Origin of the sequence: Tateyamaria pelophila, from assembly GCF_019966495.1 — a bacterium.
Classification (GTDB): Bacteria; Pseudomonadota; Alphaproteobacteria; order Rhodobacterales; family Rhodobacteraceae; genus Tateyamaria; species Tateyamaria pelophila.
Genome location: NZ_JAIMIA010000052.1, coordinates 1 through 17941, shown reverse-complemented (window position 1 = coordinate 17941; position 17941 = coordinate 1). Strand labels below are relative to the sequence as shown.

Genomic DNA, 17941 nt, shown 5'->3' with positions numbered 1-17941 from the left:
CATCTAGAAGAAACCATATCCCCCCTCCACACGGAGGGGGGAGGCAAATCGGAATTTCCCTCTAGAGAGAGATGACTATATGACGTAAGTATTTATATATAATAAAAACAATACTATAATAGCTAAAAATCCGTCAAACTTCCGTCAATTCCGCACTTTGACGCTTTGACCAAACTTGACCCCCTTCGGGGCCTGGCGAGACCGCAGCCTTCACCGGCCAGCCCTCTCGCCTCGCTCACCAAACCGAAGAGGAGGTCTGCATGACCCAACCCACACAAACCCCGCGCACCATCCTGGCGCTTGACCTCGGCACCACGACTGGCTGGGCCATCCGTGGCTATGATGGCCTGATCACCAGCGGCACCGCCAGCTTCAAGCCCGGCCGCTACGATGGTGGTGGCATGCGCTACCTGCGCTTCACCAACTGGCTGACGGAGATCGACCGGCTGTCTGGGCCGATTGGGGCGATCTATTTCGAAGAAATACGCCGGCATGCAGGCACTGACGCAGCCCATGTCTTTGGGGGCCTGCTGGCGGCCCTCACCAGCTGGGGGGAATTGCGCGGCGTGCCGTACCAGGGCGTGCCGGTTGGAACCATCAAAAAATTCCTGACGGGCCAGGGCAACGCCAACAAACCGGCCATGATCGCCGCCGCACAAGCCCGCGGCTTCAGCCCCGCCGACGACAACGAGGCGGATGCCATCGCGATCTTGCTCTGGGCCATCGAGACGCAGGGAGGGCTGACCTGATGGGCATGCGGTTCACTCCCAGGGGGTATGGCGGTCACCGCCGCGACCCCGAACAGGTCAAGCGCGACGGCTGGCATGAGCAAGGCGTGTTAGCCGTCAGCGTGGATGATCACAGGCTGACATGGCCGGAGCGCGAACTCGTCGAACAGCTTGGCGCGAAGCTTTACGGGCCACGCCCACAGGGCAGGGAGGTGCGCCATGGCCGATGACTGGACCCGCGCAATGGTCGCAGACCGGCTGGACCTGGCGGCGGACGTGATGCGCAGCCAGCCACCAGTGCGCCCGCAGGGCTATGTCAGCGCGTGGCCCGAATACGTCTCGACCTTCGCCGATCAGGTAGAGCAAGAGCCACGGATGAAAAAACCGCTACCCTCGCCACGGATGATCACGCAGGCCGATGAGGCGATGCTCTGGCTGCGATGGGTAGACAAGGACATCGGCCAGATCCTTTGGGCGCGCGCCAATCGCAAGCCGTGGAGGCGGATCAACTGGCATCAGGGCATCAGCCGATCGGCTGCTAATCGGCGGCATGAGTACGGGCTGGCCGTGATCGTCTGGAAGCTCAACGGTAGAAACGTGCCACGCAAGCGGTCGATGAAATTCGTTATCGATCGCACACAATGAGAATGGATGTTCTTTCCGATACGCTTGAAAGGCTGGGTAGGGGCACATACCCGCCTGTCGCGGATGCCCGAAACCCGCCGCCCTCATCCTGTTTCTGACGTTTTGCGATGTCGTGGCGTTCGAATGATGAACTCGTCCTGTCACGCTTCCTTTCATATCAAGGAAAGGCTCACGCCATCTGATCATGAGACCAAACAGCCTTGGAAATGGGCAACCTCAACCAGTGTTCGCGCAGGACTGAAAAGGGTCTGTTGGGGAAACACGTTCCGCAAACTGGCTTGTAACAGTACTAGGTGCGATTTCGGGTGCTACTGCTGCAGACTTCCCTAGATTGTAGATGTCAGGGTATCGCACAACGCTTCCGGATGCGTCGGGAAAGACCGTGAAGTACCCCAGCGTGACTGGCACCGGTGGCGTTGGGATGTCGAAAGTTCGACTTCCATTCGCATGGGCATGCACCTGATCCAAGGACATGTCCAACAACCAAGCCACCAAATCATCCCAGCGCTGTACACGAATGCACCCGTGAGACAGCGCACGTGCGTCGAGATCAAACAATTCTCGGTGGTTAGTGTCGTGCAAATAGACCAGCATACCCTGCTGTAACCGCACTGCCGCCAGCCCCAGTGGATTGTTCGGGCCTGCCGGCACAACCCGATCTCGATATTCACCGCTTGCGATCATCGACGGCGTGGGCCTCCAAGTTGGTCGAAACCTGACAGCAGATGTGAATGTCTGTACCCTTGGGGTTCTGTGCCATGGAGCGCCAACAATCACCTTGCTGCGAAATACCGGGGCTCCATCCTGAAAGGTCGTCAACTCAAAGGCTGGAATGTTAACCAGAATAGCTTTCCCTTCTGGCGGTATTTGAAAGTCAATTCCGTTGTCATCAAGCAGGTTTTGAAAGGCGGAAGACGGTTGTCCAGGAATGGTTTGCTCGGAGGATGGGCCTTCCGCAAAGGAGATCGTTGCGATCGAAAAACACAGGAAGAGCACCAAAGGTCCGACGAACTTGGTGAAAACATTTTTCAGAACAATCATCCGATATCCACATCCTCAATGAAGCGGCATGCCCGGCGGAGAAACGCGTGCCATGCTGATCGATACCAAGCTAACGGCTTATTGGTACATTGGAACATGATCTGATCTGACTCTCGAACATTTTTTCCATTGGCTAAAATGCGCGCTTTGGCCCCAGGAAACGCGTGTAGGTATCATCGATACATCGGCCAGATATTCTGGGCACGCTGTGATCGTCTGGCGGCTCAGCGGTCGCCGTCTGCCGTGCAGGCGGTCTATGGCATGTGTGATTGAGCAGACGGTGTGATGCGCGGGGCGGTTGCACGACGACGGTCCTGTCAACCCCTTTCGTTCCAGCGGGACACTTTTCAGCGGGACATCGGAAGGCGAGACAGATAAATTTTCCAGGGGTATATAAACGATATACTCGGTGTCGTGCGCGTGGGAGGCAGGGGCTGTGAATGTCATCATCCGCGATCTTGATCAGACCCGCATTCACTTCGAAGCTGCCGTTGCCCGACTCGGAGAACAGGCGGCAACGCGCGCTTTCAACCGCGCGCTCAACAGCGAGGGCAACAAGGTCCGCACTCAGGTGCGCCGTGCCCTGCGACACCAGACCGGTGCAAAGGCCGCGCTGATCAACCGCGAGACGCGGGCCATCCGCTCGAGTTTCTCCAACCTGACCTATACCATCGAAGCGCGCGGCGACTATTTGGGCCTGTCGCATTTCAGCCCACGGCAGTTCGCCTACGGTGTGCGGGCCAAACCCTGGGGGCGCTGGCAGCGCTTCGATGGCGCTTTCCTCGTGGGCTCGCTCTCCAACAACGCCTTCGTGCGTGAGGGCAGGGCGCGCCTGCCGATCAAGAAGATGTTCGGCCCGGCAATCCCGAAGGAGATGGTGCAGGACGCGACACGCGACGCTTTCGAGGCGGCACAACCAGACGTGCTGGCCGAGGCCACGCGTCAGATCGCGCGTCTCTTGGACGTCTGAGCGGCGCGTGAGACAAGAAAATCCCGCTGGTTCAACGGAATGAAAGAAAAAACACAAACGATGATTTTTTTGTTGGACAGTGATTCGCGAGGGGTATAAAAGTATCGTCAAGAGGCAAATCAGCGCACCAAGGCGCGTACGAGGAAACCGACAGGCCCCCCCCCTTGGGTCCCTTCTGACGCGCTGTCTTACGCGGGGGCGCCGCCTCGCGATATATGAGCGTTTTTTCTTCTTTCAAAAACCCATTTCGCTTCGTTTCAGCGGGGGTCTCCCCCAATGAAATCAGGGGCTTAGGTCCCGAATTGGCGAAATGACCCCCCCCTAAATCCACTTCGTTTCGCGCAGTTTAAGCCCCCTCAAAACGCGCCAAACCCCAATAAAAAATGGGCTTTCGCCACCTCGCGAAACGAAATGACCCCCTGCGGTTCGTTTCGTTTCAGCGGGGGGGGGGGGCGTGGCTCGTGCCCGGCAGGATTCCGATGACAGCACAATCCAAAATCAACCCGCAGGCCTGGCCTGCGGCGCAGGTCGAGATGTGGCAAGTGGCCGATCTTGTGCCCTACGCAAAAAATGCTCGACAGCATCCGCCGGACCAGATCGACCAGATCGCGGCGTCCATGGAGCGGTTCGGCTTCACCATTCCGATGCTGGTGGCCGAGGATGGCACGATCATCGCAGGCCATGGCCGCTTGATGGCAGCGCTGCAGCTGGGGCTGGCCGAGGTCCCGGTGATGGTGGCGCGTGGCTGGTCAGAAGAGGACCGGCGGCTCTACACCCTGGCCGATAACCGGCTGGCCGAGATCGCCGAATGGGATCCGGAAATGCTGCGCCTTGAGTTGGGCGAGCTGCGCGCAGATTTCGGGATCGAGGATATGTCACTGATCGGCTTCAGCGCTGATGATCTGGCGGAACTCTTGCCCGATGCACTGCTTGATACAACCGGCGGGCTGACCGATCCTGACGATGTGCCGGAGGTACCTGAAACCCCGGTGACGCGGCCGGGGGATGTCTGGGTGCTGGGCCCGCATCGGCTGCTCTGCGGCGACAGCACAGTGGCCACAGATGTGGAGAAAGTGCTGAAAGGTGTGAAGCCTCTGCTGATGGTGACAGATCCACCCTACGGTGTGGAATATGACCCGGGCTGGCGCAATCAGGCAGGGGCTGCCAAAACCAAACGCACGGGCAAGGTGCTGAATGATGACCGCGCCGACTGGCGCGAAGCCTGGGCGCTGTTCCCCGGTGATGTTGCCTATGTTTGGCACGGCGCATTACATGCGGCAGAGGTTGCGGAAAGCCTTGAGGCGGCGGGCTTCAACATCCGGTCACAGATCATCTGGGCCAAGGAGCGGCTGGTGCTCAGCCGGGGTGATTATCACTGGCAACATGAGCCGGCCTGGTATGCTGTCAAAAAGACCGGCAAGGGACATTGGGCGGGCGATCGCAAGCAGACAACGCTGTGGCAGATCCCGAGCAAGGATCAGGATGCCAAGACGGTACACGGGACTCAGAAACCTGTGGAATGTATGCGTCGGCCGATTGAGAACAACTCGAGCCCCGGGCAGGCGGTCTACGAGCCCTTCATGGGATCTGGGACCACGCTGATCGCGGCAGAGACCACAGGCCGGGCCTGTTACGGCATCGAGTTGAACCCGGCCTATGTTGATGTGGCGGTCGAGCGGTGGCAGGCGTTCACTGGCGAGGCGGCAGTGCTGGAAGTTAGTGGGGAGAGTTTCGAGCAACTCCAAGATGCCCGAGGAGAGTCCTCAGGAGCGTGAACGACGCGCATCCGTCGCCGAGTGGAACTACGCGAGGTGGCAGCGTCTTGGTCGTGGGGCGGCAATGCGCAGATAGCGACCTTTGCAAAGTCGCGGGTCATGGTCGCGGTTCTCGACGTGCCCGGCCCATTGCCGACGTCCAACAGTGATCTTGAATGCTGCGGTGCGGCCCGTCATTCCTGCCGTTCGTGCACAGCGCAGCATTTCTTCGGCTGAAACGTCAGTCTGCGGACTTTTCCGACTTATGCCAGCGCAGCATGGATTCTTGAAGCCACTACCAATCACCGCCGCCAGTCGGGTGAGTTCTATGGCGGTCTTGAAATTGCGTTACGAGTTTGGTTTGCTCATCTCGAGAAATTGAGACACCTTATCTGCTTGGACATCCAGCGGTTTCTATATGTAAGCAAATTAGTCCTATCATCGAAGTCTTGGAGACACGTCTTTTTGCATTTGACGTTCCGACAACTTGTCATCCGGTATGCTGCTTTTGCGATTGTAGCAACATTTGCTAATCTTGCTGTTCAGCGCCTTGTCCTTGAGGGCACAGAAGGCTGGTACGTTCAGGCCTTGATGGCAGGCACATTAGTGGGGCTGGTCGTGAAGTTCGTTCTCGACAAGCGGTGGGTCTTCTTTGACGACAGCAGGAAGCTCCGGGATGAAACCCGGAAGTTCGGCCTCTACACTCTGACCGGAGTCTGCACGACGGTAATATTCTGGGGAAGCGAAACCCTTTTCTGGCTGATCGGGAATACCCAGAGCATGCGCGAAATCGGCGCGGTGCTGGGACTGACTGTTGGCTACGTGATCAAATATAATCTCGACTATCGCTTTGTCTTTGACCAAGCTAATTCGTCGAACAAACAAACCTCAGACGGCTAGCACCATTAGCGCTAGGCCAATCCCCAAAAGCAGCAGTCCGATGCGGTCATGGAGCATGAAGCGAACAGGATCATAATCCTCGCGGCCCGCAATACTGAGCCGAACCATTCGGAACAACCACATCATCAGCGGCAAAGCCGCCACCGAAGCCAGAACTGGCGCAGAGTAGAGCCCTGAGGCATGTTCGTCCCGAATATAGGCCAGGAAGACCAGCCCGGAGAGGGCAGTGCTGGTATAGGCTGCATTTTTCAGAGAGATCAGGTCATGGAAGGAATACCCGCGACCTGGCAGGTAATCTCGCTGGTGCATGCGAATGAGCGCGGTCAACCGCTTCACGCAAGCAAGTGTGAAAAATACAGCAAAACCCAGAGCCAGCAATAAGCAAGTTACTCCTGCGTGGGCTGCAACAGCGCCGGTCAGCATACGGAGCAGGAACAGGCCTGTTAATGCGATTAAATCCAGCCAGCGCCGCTTCTTTAGCCATAAAGAATATGACAGGCTTCCCGCCATGTAGGCCAGCGTAAGCTGCGCGACCTGAGGGCTGACACTGAATGCCAGCAAGACGGCAGCAAATGCCAGCAAGACACTGACGCGCATCGCGGCCGCGATTGGCAGTGTTCCTGAAGCAATTGGACGGAACCGTTTTTCCGGGTGGCTTCGGTCCGCCTCAAGATCAAGCAGATCATTCAGAATATAGATTGAGGATGCCCCAAGGCTAAGAGCCACCGCCGCAAGGCAGACAGCCAGAAAGGACGCGGTATTAATATCATGACTGGCCAGAAATGGTACAAAGAGAAGAAGGTTTTTTGTCCATTGATGCGGTCGGATTTCGCGAATAACGTCTGATATCCCCCAGTCATCCGCAATAGTTTCAACGGGTTTGACCAGCGCTTCGATTTCTTTTGTCAGCGCGGAGTTAGGGTTCACTGCGATGATTTTTCGTGCACCAGCCCAGGACTTCAGATCGGCATGCGCATTCCCGGCGTAGTCATATCCACCTTCACCAAACTGGTGCTTCAGAAAAGCCGCCTTGGTTGCAGCGGTCAGGTTTCGATCAATATCCGAACCAAAATGAGGACCAGGAAGTTCTAAAAAGCTGGCCAGTTCATCGACCAATTCCTGATTTGACCCCGAGACAAGATGCACCGAGCGACCCGCTTCCACCGCTTCTCGTGCCGGAGCGAGCAATGCGTCGCGTACCGGCAACAAACTTATGCGCGGACGTGCGATATTGATCAGAGCCTGCTTCAACCGTTCAGGTCGTTGCCAGTTGACGGCAGCGGCGAAAAGTGTCGCCGCTAAATCACTCCCCAGCGCAGCCCAGAAGGATTCGTAGAGCAGGTCTGTTCGCAGAAGGGTTCCGTCCACATCCAGAACCAAGGCAACGTCAGCGTCGTTCATCTGATTGGGGGTGGTTTGCATCTTGCTCCGTCGGTGCTCGCTGCCGGACTCCGCCACCCAGGCCAATATCGCTCACCTTTACCTTTTCTGTGAGATTGCCGGGAAATTGCTTTATCATCATTGATGTAGATCATATGCAACATCAGGCGAATTTTTTACCTTTGTGATCGAGCTAATGCGTCCTGCTTCAGGGCAAAAATGCACGTAAGAGATATGACAAACATGCGATTTCTGGTTACAGGCGGAGCTGGCTTCATGGGCATTAACCTTGTTCGGTATCTACTGGACAAAGGGCATGAGGTACGAAGCTATGATATCGCTCCGTTCACTTATCCTGAAGCAGATCAGATATCCGTACTTCAGGGCGACATCCGGGACACTACCTTGCATGATGTGGCGTTCGAGGGGATTGATACTGTTGTCCACTGCGCCGCTGCGTTGCCTTTGGCTGACCAAGCAGAGATCATGTCGACCAATGTCGACGGCACCCAGCTGATGCTACAGGCCTCTCAGGACCGCGGGATTGACCGGTTCATCCATATTTCCAGTACGGCAGTCTACGGGATCCCAGATCATCATCCGCTCGTTGAAAGCGACCCAATGGTCGGTGTTGGACCTTATGGGGAATCCAAGGTTCAAGCTGAGCATCTTTGTGCTGAGTATCGCGACAAAGGATTGCTCCTGCCGATTCTGCGCCCCAAGAGCTTTGTTGGCCCCGAACGGCTGGGCGCGTTTGAATTACTATATGATTTTGCCAGCAACGGGCATAATTTCCCGGTTCTGGGATCCGGTGACAACCTCTATCAATTGTTGGATGTCGAGGATTTGAGCCAGGCTGTGTATCTTTGCGCGACAAATCCGCCGGAGATCGCAAACGACACTTTCAACGTTGGAGCCGAGCGATTTGGGTCACTGCGCCAGAGTTTTCAGGCCGTACTAGACCGGGCGGGCCATGGCAAACGCATCATCGGAGTGCCTGCCGCACCTGCAATCTGGACCCTGCGGGTGCTGGAGGCACTGCATCTGTCACCCCTCTACAAATGGATTTACGAAACCGCATCAAAAGACAGTTTCGTTAGCATTGACCGGCTTACTGAACGGCTGGGGTTTGCGCCTAAATATTCCAACGAAGAAGCACTGATCCGCAACTATGAGTGGTATCTGAAAAACCTCTCGACCATTTCAACTCATGCCGGAGTCACTCACCGCGTGCCCTGGAAGAAGGGAGCGCTGGCGCTGGTCCGGTTCTTCATGTGACGCCAGAGGGGGAGAGAGCCATGCATATCATGACCAAATCAAAGTCTGTTCTAATCGGAGTTGGCTTCGGGCTTGGGCTATACATGTCTGCAGCGATCGCGCAAACCTCGGAAACTCTGCGAGAACAGCGCGACGCCTATGACGCGATAAGTGCCAAGTCCGTTCTGGACCTGCAGCTTTTTCGCAAGACGCAAACCGCGCAAGTCGCCGCGACAGGCCGTCATCTGACCTGGATATCCACAAACCCGGCCGTGGGCGCTTGGTTCCTGCTGGAACTGCGCACGGATCCGGACGGTAAACCCGAGAGCTACCATATCGAGAACCCGTCCCCCGCACTTCAAACGCTTATGTTTAATACTGGGCCCGCGCCTGAGATTGAGATCGCGACAAAGGCGGATATTACGCACTGTGCGCCTTGGGCTGCGGATGAAAAGGAGTTGAAAGTCGCAAGTAAGACCGGACTGGCCTACGCTCCGATTTGCGACGGCAAGCTCTTTTTGCGCAACCCTGTAACCGGTTCGAGGACAAATATCGAAGCCACTACCGATTTCCTGCGTGACAATGTTTGGGGTGGAGAGTCGATCGTTCGGTTCGTGCGCGACACGTTTTTTAAGGACTCAGAACTCGAGACCAGCGAAACCGTTGGCACGGGAGGCACTAACGCGCCAGCATATGGGCCGACTCCGATGCGGGGCAAGGTTCCGCCAAGTGAACAGCGGGTCATTTCGACTCTGCTCACACTGGGCATTGAGGGTGCCGGTCCCGGGCAGATGACAATCGGCCAATGGTACCCGATCGCGGGTCTGGAGGGGGTATTTGCCAGCACATTCCAACCTCGCGCGATCAGCAACGAAATCCTGCAAGCCCCCGGCGCGAACCGTCTCGATGGTGTCGAAGCCAAGGCCACCGGATATATGACCGCCTTTGACATGAGTTTGTTTGACATTGGCTATGCCGTGGGCACGGATCACCCGGCGCTTGGCTGGTCGTCGCGCCCACCGGGATCGGTCAGGCCGCGCGGTCTACCTGGGCCAGACGGAATTGATACTGTCAGGCCACTGGTGACGCTGGGTATGGTGAACCCAGTTATTGCCAGCAACGCCATCGCAACTTTTACAGGTGGGTTCAAGCGTCAGCACGGGGCTTTCAAATTCGGCGATATGGCAACCTACAATCTTGGGCACCACTACGGATTCATCGAAAAAGGCGTGATCCTGAGCAAACTGCAGCCGGGCCTTTCGACGTTATATGGGCTGACTGACGGTAGCATCGGCATGAAAACTTGGACGGAAGAGGACAATGTTTTGCTGCCCCGCATCCGGTTTGCGCGGCAGAACGGCGTCCCCCTAGTGGAAACGGACCCGGCCACGGACCAGCCAATGCCGGGCGACCGTGTCACGAGCTGGGGTGGCGGCAACTGGTCCGGGTCCGCCAAAGCCGAGCTGCGCACCCTGCGCGCCGGGGCCTGTATGGTTGCGAATGACGGGCGTGACTATTTGATTTACGGATATTTTTCATCGGCCACACCGTCTGCCATGGCGCGGACATTTCAGGCATATGGCTGTAGCTATGCGATGCTGTTGGATATGAACGCGCTCGAACATACCTATCTAGCCCTATATGTTCCGCAGGGCGGTAGGGTGCATGTCGAACATCTGCTTCCCGGAATGGCGCTGATTGAGAAGAAAGTACGGGGCGGTACGATCATACCCCGTTTCATCGGATTCCCCGATAATCGAGATCTATTTTATCTGACCCGGAAGGAGCGCAGCAAATGACACGGTTTCTCCTTTCCTTGATCTTTGCGACAGTAATAGCAACGACCGCTCTGGCGCAATCCAGCCTGCAGCAGGCCAATGAACAACTATTCCGGCAGCTACAGTCCGTTCACGGCCTGAACTCAGCACAGATGGATCGACTGAAGGGCATATTTTCCGGCTCCCGTGTAATCGGACAGGGTAATCCTGCAATTACACGCCATCCAATGACGCCAGAGCAGTGCACAGAGAAGATCGGTGGAACTGCGCGCTATGACAATGCGCGTAACCGGCGGATATGCGGTGAAAAATACATGGCACCGCTGTACGACCCGCGTTCGGAAAAGCCATCTGAAGCCGAAGCTTGCATCGATATGTTTGAATTCCCAAACATCCCCTGCACGTACCCGGTGGTCTGGACCCGTGCCCGCGAGGCTGCGGAAATCTGCGCTGCCGTCGGCAAACGGATATGCGATGCGCATGAATGGGAAGGGGCTTGTGCCGGTGCTCTGGAGCCACCCGACTATTTCTTCGGCCGCGGATCGGTGTCTTCGATGCGAAGCGCCCATAACGCGAAGTACGCTGCTAGTAAGAACTGGTCGTATGGCAACGGTTATCAGCGGGGCATCTGCGCGGCCGCAAGCCAAAAAAGCGCCTCATGTGGCGGAGGCGGGTATCAAAGTTGCGGCTCAAACACTTACCCGACTGGTAGTTTTCCAGGGTGTAAAAGCGTGCTTGGTGTCTATGACTTGCATGGTAATGCCGCTGAACACATGAACTTACCGCTTGCTCCCGACCAGATGGCCAGCACAGGCAGCATCAAGCTCGGCGTGACTGAAATGAAGGGAAGTTGGTTCATCTTTGACAGGTACTATGCGCATCCTGACTGGTGTCGTTGGCGCGCTCCCTACTGGCATGGCAGCCGTGTATTGAGCCCTTCAAGCCACGAGAATTATCACCTCGGCTTCCGTTGCTGCAAAACGATAGAATAGACGGATCAGTTGGTAGCCTTGCTTGCATATGTCTGGAGCAATCCATCTGCGTTCTCGATGGGGCCTTCGCTGCTTACAATGCTCGACAAGGTTTTGGCTTGAAGTATCTCGTTTAGTGCCCTTGGCTCGCCATTAACATAGGCCATGCGACTCACCAGCCGCACACCATGGCTGTAATCAGCATATTCGTCACCATGTACGGTGCTGAGCGGTTGTATTGGTTTTCCATTCGGCCGGTGCCAACCATAGATCGCAACGCGGCCCGGTTTGCTATTCAGCCGGTTCGAAAGAACGAGATCTTTCTTATGGCCTGCCGACAGCTCAGATCTTGTGCCACCGACTTGGGTCAGTTGCTGTTGGACCGTTAAGTTATGTGCCAGAAAGTAGGATGTCGATGTCATCTGGGATGTCGGGCTCATCGGACTGGGCGATACTTTCACGGATGCCTGCTGGTAAATTGCGTCGACCATTTTTGTAGTAGGCAAGAGAAAGCCAAAGTCGGAAGCAATCCGGGCCGCGGCCGCGAGACCGAGCGGCACGCGAACAAAATCACGGTCGCTCCCCACAGCCAAATACTCTGGCGTGACGCAGAGCGTGACAAGGATCTTGCGGCCCGTTGAAAGTGTTCCGGTCAGCGTTACCGGAACCAGTTCATGCAAAAACGACGGTAAGTTTCCACCGAGCAATTCGTCCTGGATTGCCATGTCACGCTTGGATCCACTGGCTTCCCCAAGGCGACTCATCACAACGCTACCTGGCAAAGCCTCAATAGAACGCGACGGGATATTCTTTGCCAGTGGTGCCTTGCAGACACTTGCTGCTGCATTTGCAACGCCGGGAATTGCCAAGTACAATACAATATTGAGAACCGCCCAGACATGGCGTCTGGTAGAAAACCTGTTAAGCATTGCAACCTCGCCTGTGCCCGTGGCCCGTCATGTAAACCTATTCTGGAAACCTTGACAGATGTGCAAGTCGTGGGTTTTGCATGGGCGACAATCCGCACAATAGGATACGAAAGCCTGCCACCTTCACGATCTGAATGCGGCCATGTTCTTGTCTGGCCAAGGTACGTCGGCACTGCCATAGTTGTGCGGTGACAAGGGCCCAGATGCGATGGAAGGTATCATGACAGAACATCCCTTCGCCGAGGAGGACCGTTTCTCAATCTCGGAGAAAGTTAGGTTTTTGTCGGATGCTGCTGCATATCCTCACGGGCCGAAATCCGTTGAGGTGATTGAAACGCACATGTCGTGGGTCTTTCTCGCCGATGACCTAGTTTACAAGCTGAAGAAGCCGGTGCGATACGATTTTCTCGATTTTGGTACGATTGAAAAGCGCTGTACCGCTGTTTTTGACGAAGTTCGCCTCAATCGGCGACTGGCACCGGATGTTTATCTTTCAGAGCGCGCACTGCGGATTGGTGCCGATGGAAGACTTACGCTTAACGCGTGTGGGCAGGCCATCGACTGGATGGTTGAAATGCGCAGGCTTGCACAAGAGCAAGATCTTGAGTGCATGATTGCATCCGGCGGTCTGACGCAGGTCGACGTCACCGGTGTGGCGGATCTGCTTGCCACGTTCTATCAACGGTTACCGTCTGCTAACACGGATCAATACACCTATTACGCTCAGTTCGCGGACGAAGCTCAAAAGACTGAAGATATCTTGACGGACCCCACACTCGAGCTGGACGAACCGTTGCTCACATCCGCGCTTGATGGGTTCTGGCGCGCCTTCGAAATAGCGGCTCCGCTGCTGCGCCACCGGGTCGAGAAGGGATTTGTCGTAGAGGGGCACGGGGATCTTCGCCCGCAGCATGTGTTTCTGAGCGATCCACCGGTGATCATCGACTGCATCGAATTCAGCCTTCGCTTCCGACTCGTCGATCCTCTGGACGAGGTCGTCTTTTTAGGCATGGAATGCGCGCATCTCGGTGCGAGTTGGGTTGCGGGAAGCCTTATGCGAAGGTTGAACTCAGTGATTGGTGAACCTCCGAACGATCTGGCCAACTTCTATTGGCGCTACCGCGCGCTTTTGCGAGCGAGGCTGGCACTTCTGCACCTGGTACTCCAGCCTGATCGCACGCCGGAAAAATGGCGACCACTAGCGCGAGCTTATGTTGCTTTGTCGGTCAAACCAGACCTTATGCGCCAGCAGCAGGCAGGTCTACAATCGGACGATAGTCGTGAAGGCGCTGGATAGTCTGTCCGAACAACGGAGCTGCGGATATGATCTCTACCCGGTTCGCAACATCTTCAGTCAGCCGGAATGGTGGCACCGTATCTGTGATCACCCAACCTGTAACTGCAGGGTCTGACAGTGCCTCAGTAGCGCTACCGGTGAATAGTCCGTGCGCGGCCAACGCCCATACATCGCGTGCGCCGCGACGCTTAATCTCTCTGGCAGCGCGTACCATGGTCCCGCCAGAAGCGATCAGGTCATCGACTATGAGAACGCGCGCGCCCTCGACCTCCCCTGCAAAAAGTTCACCTGTGACCACTCCCGCGCTCCGTCGTTTTTCCATCAAAGCAAAGCCGACCGCGCGCTGAAGTTTTTCTTCCAACGCCTCTCGGAACAGTTGGGCACGTTTGACTCCGCCGGGATCAGGCGACGCAACGCTGACTGGTGCGTCTCCGGCCAGCTCGACCGCGCGGTCCAATATGACCCCACGTGTATCCAACGCAACGGTTTCGCAGCGGAAAGAATTTTGGAATGCAGCAATGTTGTGAATTTCCATCGCCACGACACAATCTGTCCCAACCGCCTCAATCAATTGCGCGACATAGCGCGCCGACACCGGATCGCGCGGCTTGGTCTGCCGATCTTTTCGCGCGTAGGCGAGATAAGGCAGTACCGCCGTCACTCGGGCCGCGCCATTTGTACGAAGTGCTCCGACAAAAAGCAGCAGCTTGCATAGCTTGTCGTTCGGGCTGTCATCCGGCCCCCCATGAAGTCCCTGGATTACGTAGACGTCCGCGCCGCGCACCTCTTCTAGAGGGCGCGCCTTGTGTTCCCCGTCTTCAAAGTTGCGCTCTTCCATAGTTGCCAGCGATGTACCTGTCGCCTTTGCCACAGCGGAACCAATAGACCGAGAAGCATCCAGAGCAAAAATCTTGAGATCCAATGATAGGTTACTCCTTGATGAATTGCCCATGATTAGGCGGTGCGCCAAACCTGCGCGCAAATCTGTTGCTCTGCCACCGATCAAGACTTTTGTTTTGTCGAGACTGAAATGTCGCGCAATGTGCCGACGATAAGAACGTATAGCCTATAGAATGATCTTCCAAGAGTTGTCTGAATAGCTCAACTTGAATCGGGCAAGGCGGCTTTTTGGCTTTGGCCGTGCCCAGATCTGCTTTATTCATGTACTTCACAACCAGCCCCGCGATCATCCGTTTGGCGGTAATGCTCTAAATGATAAAATTCTACTTTCGCTGCCAAATTTCGAAATTCCCTTGTGCGGCGAGGGACATAATATACAGACTCCATCCAACCCGACTTATTATGCGCGGCGATACAATAGAGAATGGCTTATCCCCTTTGTTCCGGCAAGACTACATGTTGAGGCGACAGAGCTGATGATTGTAGCTTGAGGCGCGGATCGGATCAATTTGCGGGGCAGCTTGGGCGCATAAAACGTAGCTTTTCTGATGACAGATGACTTTCAGACGCGCTGATCGACGAAATCGCGATAGGTTGCAGGCGCGAGACGGACACCGATCCCGAGCAGCGTGTCGAAGGCACTGCACATGTGTCGTCGCCGGTTCCAACGGAACACGAACTCGTCAAGGTAGCGTTGCAGATGTCGTTTCCTGAGGCCGTGGAACACGCCTTTCGCCCATCGCTTCAGGTTGGAGAACACGCGGTGAACCCAGTGCAGGATCTCATGTGCCTTCCTGCCGGTGACAACCTTGGCCTCATGCGTGTTTGCCGGGGGATTTTCGTAACCGAGCCAGCCGTCCGTGATGATATGCGCTCCAGGCTCGACGGCCTGGCCGATGAACCCGTGCAGCGTCTTTGACGCTCCGTCGGGGATGTGGTTCATCCGGATCCGGCGCGGCTGGCCGTCTTCGGACAATTCCACCGCACCGACCACGAACATCTTGCCCACCGGACTGCGCCCACCCTTCGGCCGGTCGACCGGATCGTACCGAGACCGGAACGGCATCTCCGTTTCGTCGATCTCAACAAGGTCTTTCAGAGGGTTGCGGTCGGGGTCGACCATGGAACGACGCAACTTTTGCAGCAGCAACCAGGCCGGCTTGTAGCTGCCGAGGCCGAGCTGAGCCTGTAGTTGCAGCGCTGACATGCCGTTTGAATGACTGGTCACGATGTGCGCGGCAAGAAACCACGTCCGCAATGGTAGGTGGCTGCTGTGCATCACCGTGCCAGCCGTCACAGATGTCTGCCGCCCACAGCCAGCACATTCCCAGGTCGCGCGATTTCGCTTCAGGGGCCAGCCCTTGCAGGTGCCACAAGAGGGGCAGACGAAGCCCTCAGGCCAACGACGTTCCGCCAGATAATGCGAACACGCTTCCTCATCGCAAAAGCGGGCGTCAAACGCCTGGCGGGACATCGGTCTGTCGTTTTTCCATCTGGCTGGCATGCCCGGAACAATACAGGAACATCGCCGATTGGCAAGCCGTATAGCACTACATCCTGTGCTGCCGGATCAAAGGGGATAAGCCTTCAATAGAGAAAATTAGGGATCTTTTTTTCCCGCATAAGTCCGCATGGTCCGGCAACCCGGTCAAAGGCACCTGGACCCTTGCTGCAGCTACAATGAACGACTGCTTTGCTGGCTGCGGTGCGACGGATGCATTAGGCTGACTTTGTTGCTGCATCTGCAAGCATGCTTGCAAAGGCGAGTCCGCTTCGTGCAAGGGCTCACTGCCGACCTTCGCTGCGTTTGCATGACAGAAAAAACTGGTCGATGCCCTGAGCGTCCGCTTTCTTCGAGCCGCCCTTTCGATTTCGCACTTGCGGCGAATGGCCGGTGTCCGCCCTCCCTGTCAGATTCTGCAAGTGCGAACGTCGGGACGACCGTGCCCGCTTCGGGGTGACACCAGCCGACTGCACCTGCAGCATCACGACCAATCCGACCAGCAAGAAAGGGCGCATCGCATTGCTGTGCATGGCCGGATTTGCCAAGGCTTAACGATAAAAAAGGGCCAGCGCGAGGCTGGCCCAGTCTAAGGCGGTAAAAGCGGTGCAGGCAGCACCACTTTGAGCAGTTGAGGTATCAGGCAAACGAAACCTCAGGCTGCATGTCTTGCATACCTGGAGGATTATGCAAGGAACACAGAGGCTTGAAGAAAGCAGAGTTACCGGAAAGTCACATATTGGTGTTTTCAATTCGATACACGCGACCTCTCCCCTCGATCTTTCCGGAGGTGATGTTCAGACCTAGCTTTTTCTTGAGCGCGCCGGACATGGCACCGCGGACCGTGTGGAGCGCCCACGCGCCAACGCGGTCGCGATCTCCATGATGGTCGCGCCGTCTGGCTCGCGGAGCATGGCGATCAAGGTGGCCTGCTTGGTATCGAAGCGACACTGAATGAGCATCTGACGATTGGATTGGTGTTTATCTTTGTTTCCTCGATTAGGGATTATGTGGTGCGGCAGGTGTTTGAGGCATTGCAGGCGCAATAGCTTGCGTGTGACCGCGTCGTCGAATAAAGCGTCACGGTCATTCAAGCTCGTGTGGATAAGGTCTTACGGTCAGGACGACGTTACTCCTAACGGTGTACAGATATACTCCTTCGCCTGAATTGACCTGAGGTTTTCCCCTCAAACCACTTTGTATTCTTTGAGCGATACGACGCGGAAGTTGTCGGTGACGGTGTCGCGGAACTCTTCCCATTTTTCTGGCAGGTGTTTGCGGAAGAAGTCGAATATCGCCTCAGTGAACTGGTTGAACGTTGCATAGTGCCGATTGTGGGTGACCCATTCGTGCATGACCCCCCACAGGCGCTCGATTGGGTTGAGATGCGGCGCATACGCTGGCAAGAAATGCAACTTGACCCGGCGTTCTGGGCTATCCAGCCATGGCTGGAGTATCTTGGCATGGTGATAGCGAGCATTATCGACAAAGACATGGATGGCCGTCATGGTTTGGTTGTTGCGTTCCAACTTTTCCAGCATCTGTCGGGTTGTCTGAGCATTGATCTTCTCGCCTTCCACAAAGGTGAACTGGAAGGTCTCAAGGTCAAGCGCGCCCTGAATGTTGAGCCGCTTGCGCCCTGATGTCGCCTTCAGGGCCGTCTTTTGACCCTTGGGGAACCAGCCATGGGAAGGGCGGCTCTGGTGCTCAGGATGGACAGCGTCCGAAAAGACAACCATCTCATCTGCGGCCAGCCCGTTCATCAGGGCCTCATATTGAGCAATAAACGCAGCCTGTTTGGCTTCATCGGCCTGTGCAGGCAGTAATTGTGGTTTCTTATACGCGAACCCCAGGCGGCGCATCAGCTTGGGGGCTCCTGAGGGGCTGTAG

The 17941-nt window shown here is 56.2% G+C and carries 17 protein-coding genes and 1 pseudogene; 11 read left to right on the top strand and 7 right to left on the bottom strand.

Translation table 11 applies throughout. The features are described from left to right. The first annotated feature begins 260 nt into the window (after positions 1-260). The 3 genes from LC354_RS15790 to LC354_RS15780 are packed head-to-tail and all read left to right on the top strand — an operon-like array spanning position 261 to position 1373. Complete coding sequence (locus tag LC354_RS15790) at positions 261-749, top strand: crossover junction endodeoxyribonuclease RuvC (protein ID WP_223425431.1); 489 nt, start codon at positions 261-263, stop codon at positions 747-749. Positions 750-754: 5 nt separating this feature from the next. Beyond that, positions 755-958, top strand: a complete 204-nt coding sequence (locus LC354_RS15785; RefSeq protein ID WP_223425429.1) for a hypothetical protein — start codon at positions 755-757, stop codon at positions 956-958. Next, complete coding sequence (locus tag LC354_RS15780; RefSeq protein ID WP_223425427.1) at positions 948-1373, top strand: DUF6362 family protein; 426 nt, start codon at positions 948-950, stop codon at positions 1371-1373. The genes LC354_RS15785 and LC354_RS15780 overlap by 11 nt, the downstream gene beginning before the upstream one ends. A gap of 216 nt (positions 1374-1589) precedes the next feature. On the opposite strand, the gene LC354_RS15775 is transcribed toward LC354_RS15780, so the two are convergent. After that, entirely contained in the window at positions 1590-2414 is an 825-nt protein-coding gene (locus LC354_RS15775; RefSeq protein WP_223425425.1) for a L,D-transpeptidase family protein, read from the bottom strand. Positions 2415-2850: 436 nt separating this feature from the next. Here LC354_RS15775 and LC354_RS15770 point away from each other — a divergent pair, with 436 nt between their 5' ends. From LC354_RS15770 to LC354_RS15760, 3 genes are all read left to right on the top strand, one after another. After that, on the top strand, positions 2851-3384 hold the full coding sequence (locus LC354_RS15770; RefSeq protein ID WP_223425424.1) for a hypothetical protein: 534 nt from the start codon (positions 2851-2853) through the stop codon (positions 3382-3384). A 479-nt stretch (positions 3385-3863) separates the two neighbouring features. Beyond that, entirely contained in the window at positions 3864-5159 is a 1296-nt protein-coding gene (locus LC354_RS15765; protein WP_223425422.1) for a site-specific DNA-methyltransferase, read from the top strand. Positions 5160-5603: 444 nt separating this feature from the next. Continuing rightward, positions 5604-6038 carry a GtrA family protein gene (locus LC354_RS15760; protein ID WP_317849331.1) on the top strand — a complete coding sequence of 145 codons (435 nt, stop codon included), beginning with the start codon at positions 5604-5606 and terminating at the stop codon, positions 6036-6038. On the opposite strand, the gene LC354_RS15755 is transcribed toward LC354_RS15760, so the two are convergent. Continuing rightward, positions 6027-7460, bottom strand: coding sequence for a UbiA family prenyltransferase (locus LC354_RS15755; protein ID WP_223425420.1), 1434 nt, complete (start codon positions 7458-7460; stop codon positions 6027-6029). The genes LC354_RS15760 and LC354_RS15755 overlap by 12 nt on opposite strands. Before the next feature lie 177 nt (positions 7461-7637). Here LC354_RS15755 and LC354_RS15750 point away from each other — a divergent pair, with 177 nt between their 5' ends. From LC354_RS15750 to LC354_RS15740, 3 genes are read left to right on the top strand one after another with little or no spacing between them, the layout of a single operon-like run. Next, positions 7638-8696, top strand: coding sequence for an NAD-dependent epimerase/dehydratase family protein (locus tag LC354_RS15750; RefSeq protein WP_317849330.1), 1059 nt, complete (start codon positions 7638-7640; stop codon positions 8694-8696). Between the two features lie 20 nt (positions 8697-8716). Continuing rightward, on the top strand, positions 8717-10474 hold the full coding sequence (locus LC354_RS15745; protein ID WP_223425417.1) for a hypothetical protein: 1758 nt from the start codon (positions 8717-8719) through the stop codon (positions 10472-10474). Continuing rightward, positions 10471-11445: an SUMF1/EgtB/PvdO family nonheme iron enzyme gene (locus LC354_RS15740; protein ID WP_223425415.1), complete on the top strand. Its 975-nt coding sequence runs from the start codon at positions 10471-10473 to the stop codon at positions 11443-11445. Before LC354_RS15745 ends, LC354_RS15740 begins: the two co-directional genes overlap by 4 nt. 5 nt (positions 11446-11450) lie before the next feature. Here LC354_RS15740 and LC354_RS15735 read toward each other — a convergent pair whose 3' ends face one another. Beyond that, a complete protein-coding gene (locus tag LC354_RS15735) occupies positions 11451-12353 on the bottom strand; it encodes a hypothetical protein (RefSeq protein WP_223425413.1) in 903 nt (300 codons plus the stop codon). 220 nt (positions 12354-12573) lie between these two features. Here LC354_RS15735 and LC354_RS15730 point away from each other — a divergent pair, with 220 nt between their 5' ends. Further along, entirely contained in the window at positions 12574-13650 is a 1077-nt protein-coding gene (locus LC354_RS15730; RefSeq protein ID WP_223425411.1) for a hypothetical protein, read from the top strand. Here the strand turns inward: LC354_RS15730 and LC354_RS15725 are convergent. The 3 genes and pseudogenes from LC354_RS15725 to LC354_RS15715 all read right to left on the bottom strand — a co-directional run. Beyond that, positions 13592-14572 (bottom strand): ribose-phosphate diphosphokinase, encoded by a 981-nt coding sequence (locus LC354_RS15725; RefSeq protein WP_223425409.1) that lies wholly within the window; start codon positions 14570-14572, stop codon positions 13592-13594. The genes LC354_RS15730 and LC354_RS15725 overlap by 59 nt on opposite strands. A 540-nt stretch (positions 14573-15112) precedes the next feature. Continuing rightward, positions 15113-16054, bottom strand: a complete 942-nt coding sequence (locus LC354_RS15720; protein WP_223425407.1) for an IS1595 family transposase — start codon at positions 16052-16054, stop codon at positions 15113-15115. Between the two features lie 729 nt (positions 16055-16783). Beyond that, positions 16784-16998, bottom strand: a pseudogene (locus LC354_RS15715) (DUF3489 domain-containing protein); the annotation flags it as partial. A 30-nt stretch (positions 16999-17028) separates the two neighbouring features. On the opposite strand from LC354_RS15715, the gene LC354_RS28270 reads away from it, so the two are divergent. Then, positions 17029-17100: a hypothetical protein gene (locus LC354_RS28270; protein ID WP_449649483.1), complete on the top strand. Its 72-nt coding sequence runs from the start codon at positions 17029-17031 to the stop codon at positions 17098-17100. A 138-nt stretch (positions 17101-17238) separates the two neighbouring features. Here LC354_RS28270 and LC354_RS15710 read toward each other — a convergent pair. Continuing rightward, positions 17239-17941 (bottom strand): IS630 family transposase (locus tag LC354_RS15710; protein ID WP_223425405.1); only part of this gene is annotated, 703 nt, incomplete at its 5' end.

Bases quoted from the DNA above. Each gene is read 5' to 3' on its own strand.
- LC354_RS15790 (WP_223425431.1), top strand. From the start codon at position 261: ATGACCCAACCCACACAAACCCCGCGCACCATCCTGGCGCTTGACCTC.
- LC354_RS15785 (WP_223425429.1), top strand. From the start codon at position 755: ATGCGGTTCACTCCCAGGGGGTATGGCGGTCACCGCCGCGACCCCGAA.
- LC354_RS15780 (WP_223425427.1), top strand. From the start codon at position 948: ATGGCCGATGACTGGACCCGCGCAATGGTCGCAGACCGGCTGGACCTG.
- LC354_RS15775 (WP_223425425.1), bottom strand. From the start codon at position 2,414: ATGATTGTTCTGAAAAATGTTTTCACCAAGTTCGTCGGACCTTTGGTG.
- LC354_RS15765 (WP_223425422.1), top strand. From the start codon at position 3,864: ATGACAGCACAATCCAAAATCAACCCGCAGGCCTGGCCTGCGGCGCAG.
- LC354_RS15755 (WP_223425420.1), bottom strand. From the start codon at position 7,460: ATGCAAACCACCCCCAATCAGATGAACGACGCTGACGTTGCCTTGGTT.
- LC354_RS15750 (WP_317849330.1), top strand. From the start codon at position 7,638: ATGCACGTAAGAGATATGACAAACATGCGATTTCTGGTTACAGGCGGA.
- LC354_RS15745 (WP_223425417.1), top strand. From the start codon at position 8,717: ATGCATATCATGACCAAATCAAAGTCTGTTCTAATCGGAGTTGGCTTC.
- LC354_RS15740 (WP_223425415.1), top strand. From the start codon at position 10,471: ATGACACGGTTTCTCCTTTCCTTGATCTTTGCGACAGTAATAGCAACG.
- LC354_RS15735 (WP_223425413.1), bottom strand. From the start codon at position 12,353: ATGCTTAACAGGTTTTCTACCAGACGCCATGTCTGGGCGGTTCTCAAT.
- LC354_RS15730 (WP_223425411.1), top strand. From the start codon at position 12,574: ATGACAGAACATCCCTTCGCCGAGGAGGACCGTTTCTCAATCTCGGAG.
- LC354_RS15720 (WP_223425407.1), bottom strand. From the start codon at position 16,054: ATGCCAGCCAGATGGAAAAACGACAGACCGATGTCCCGCCAGGCGTTT.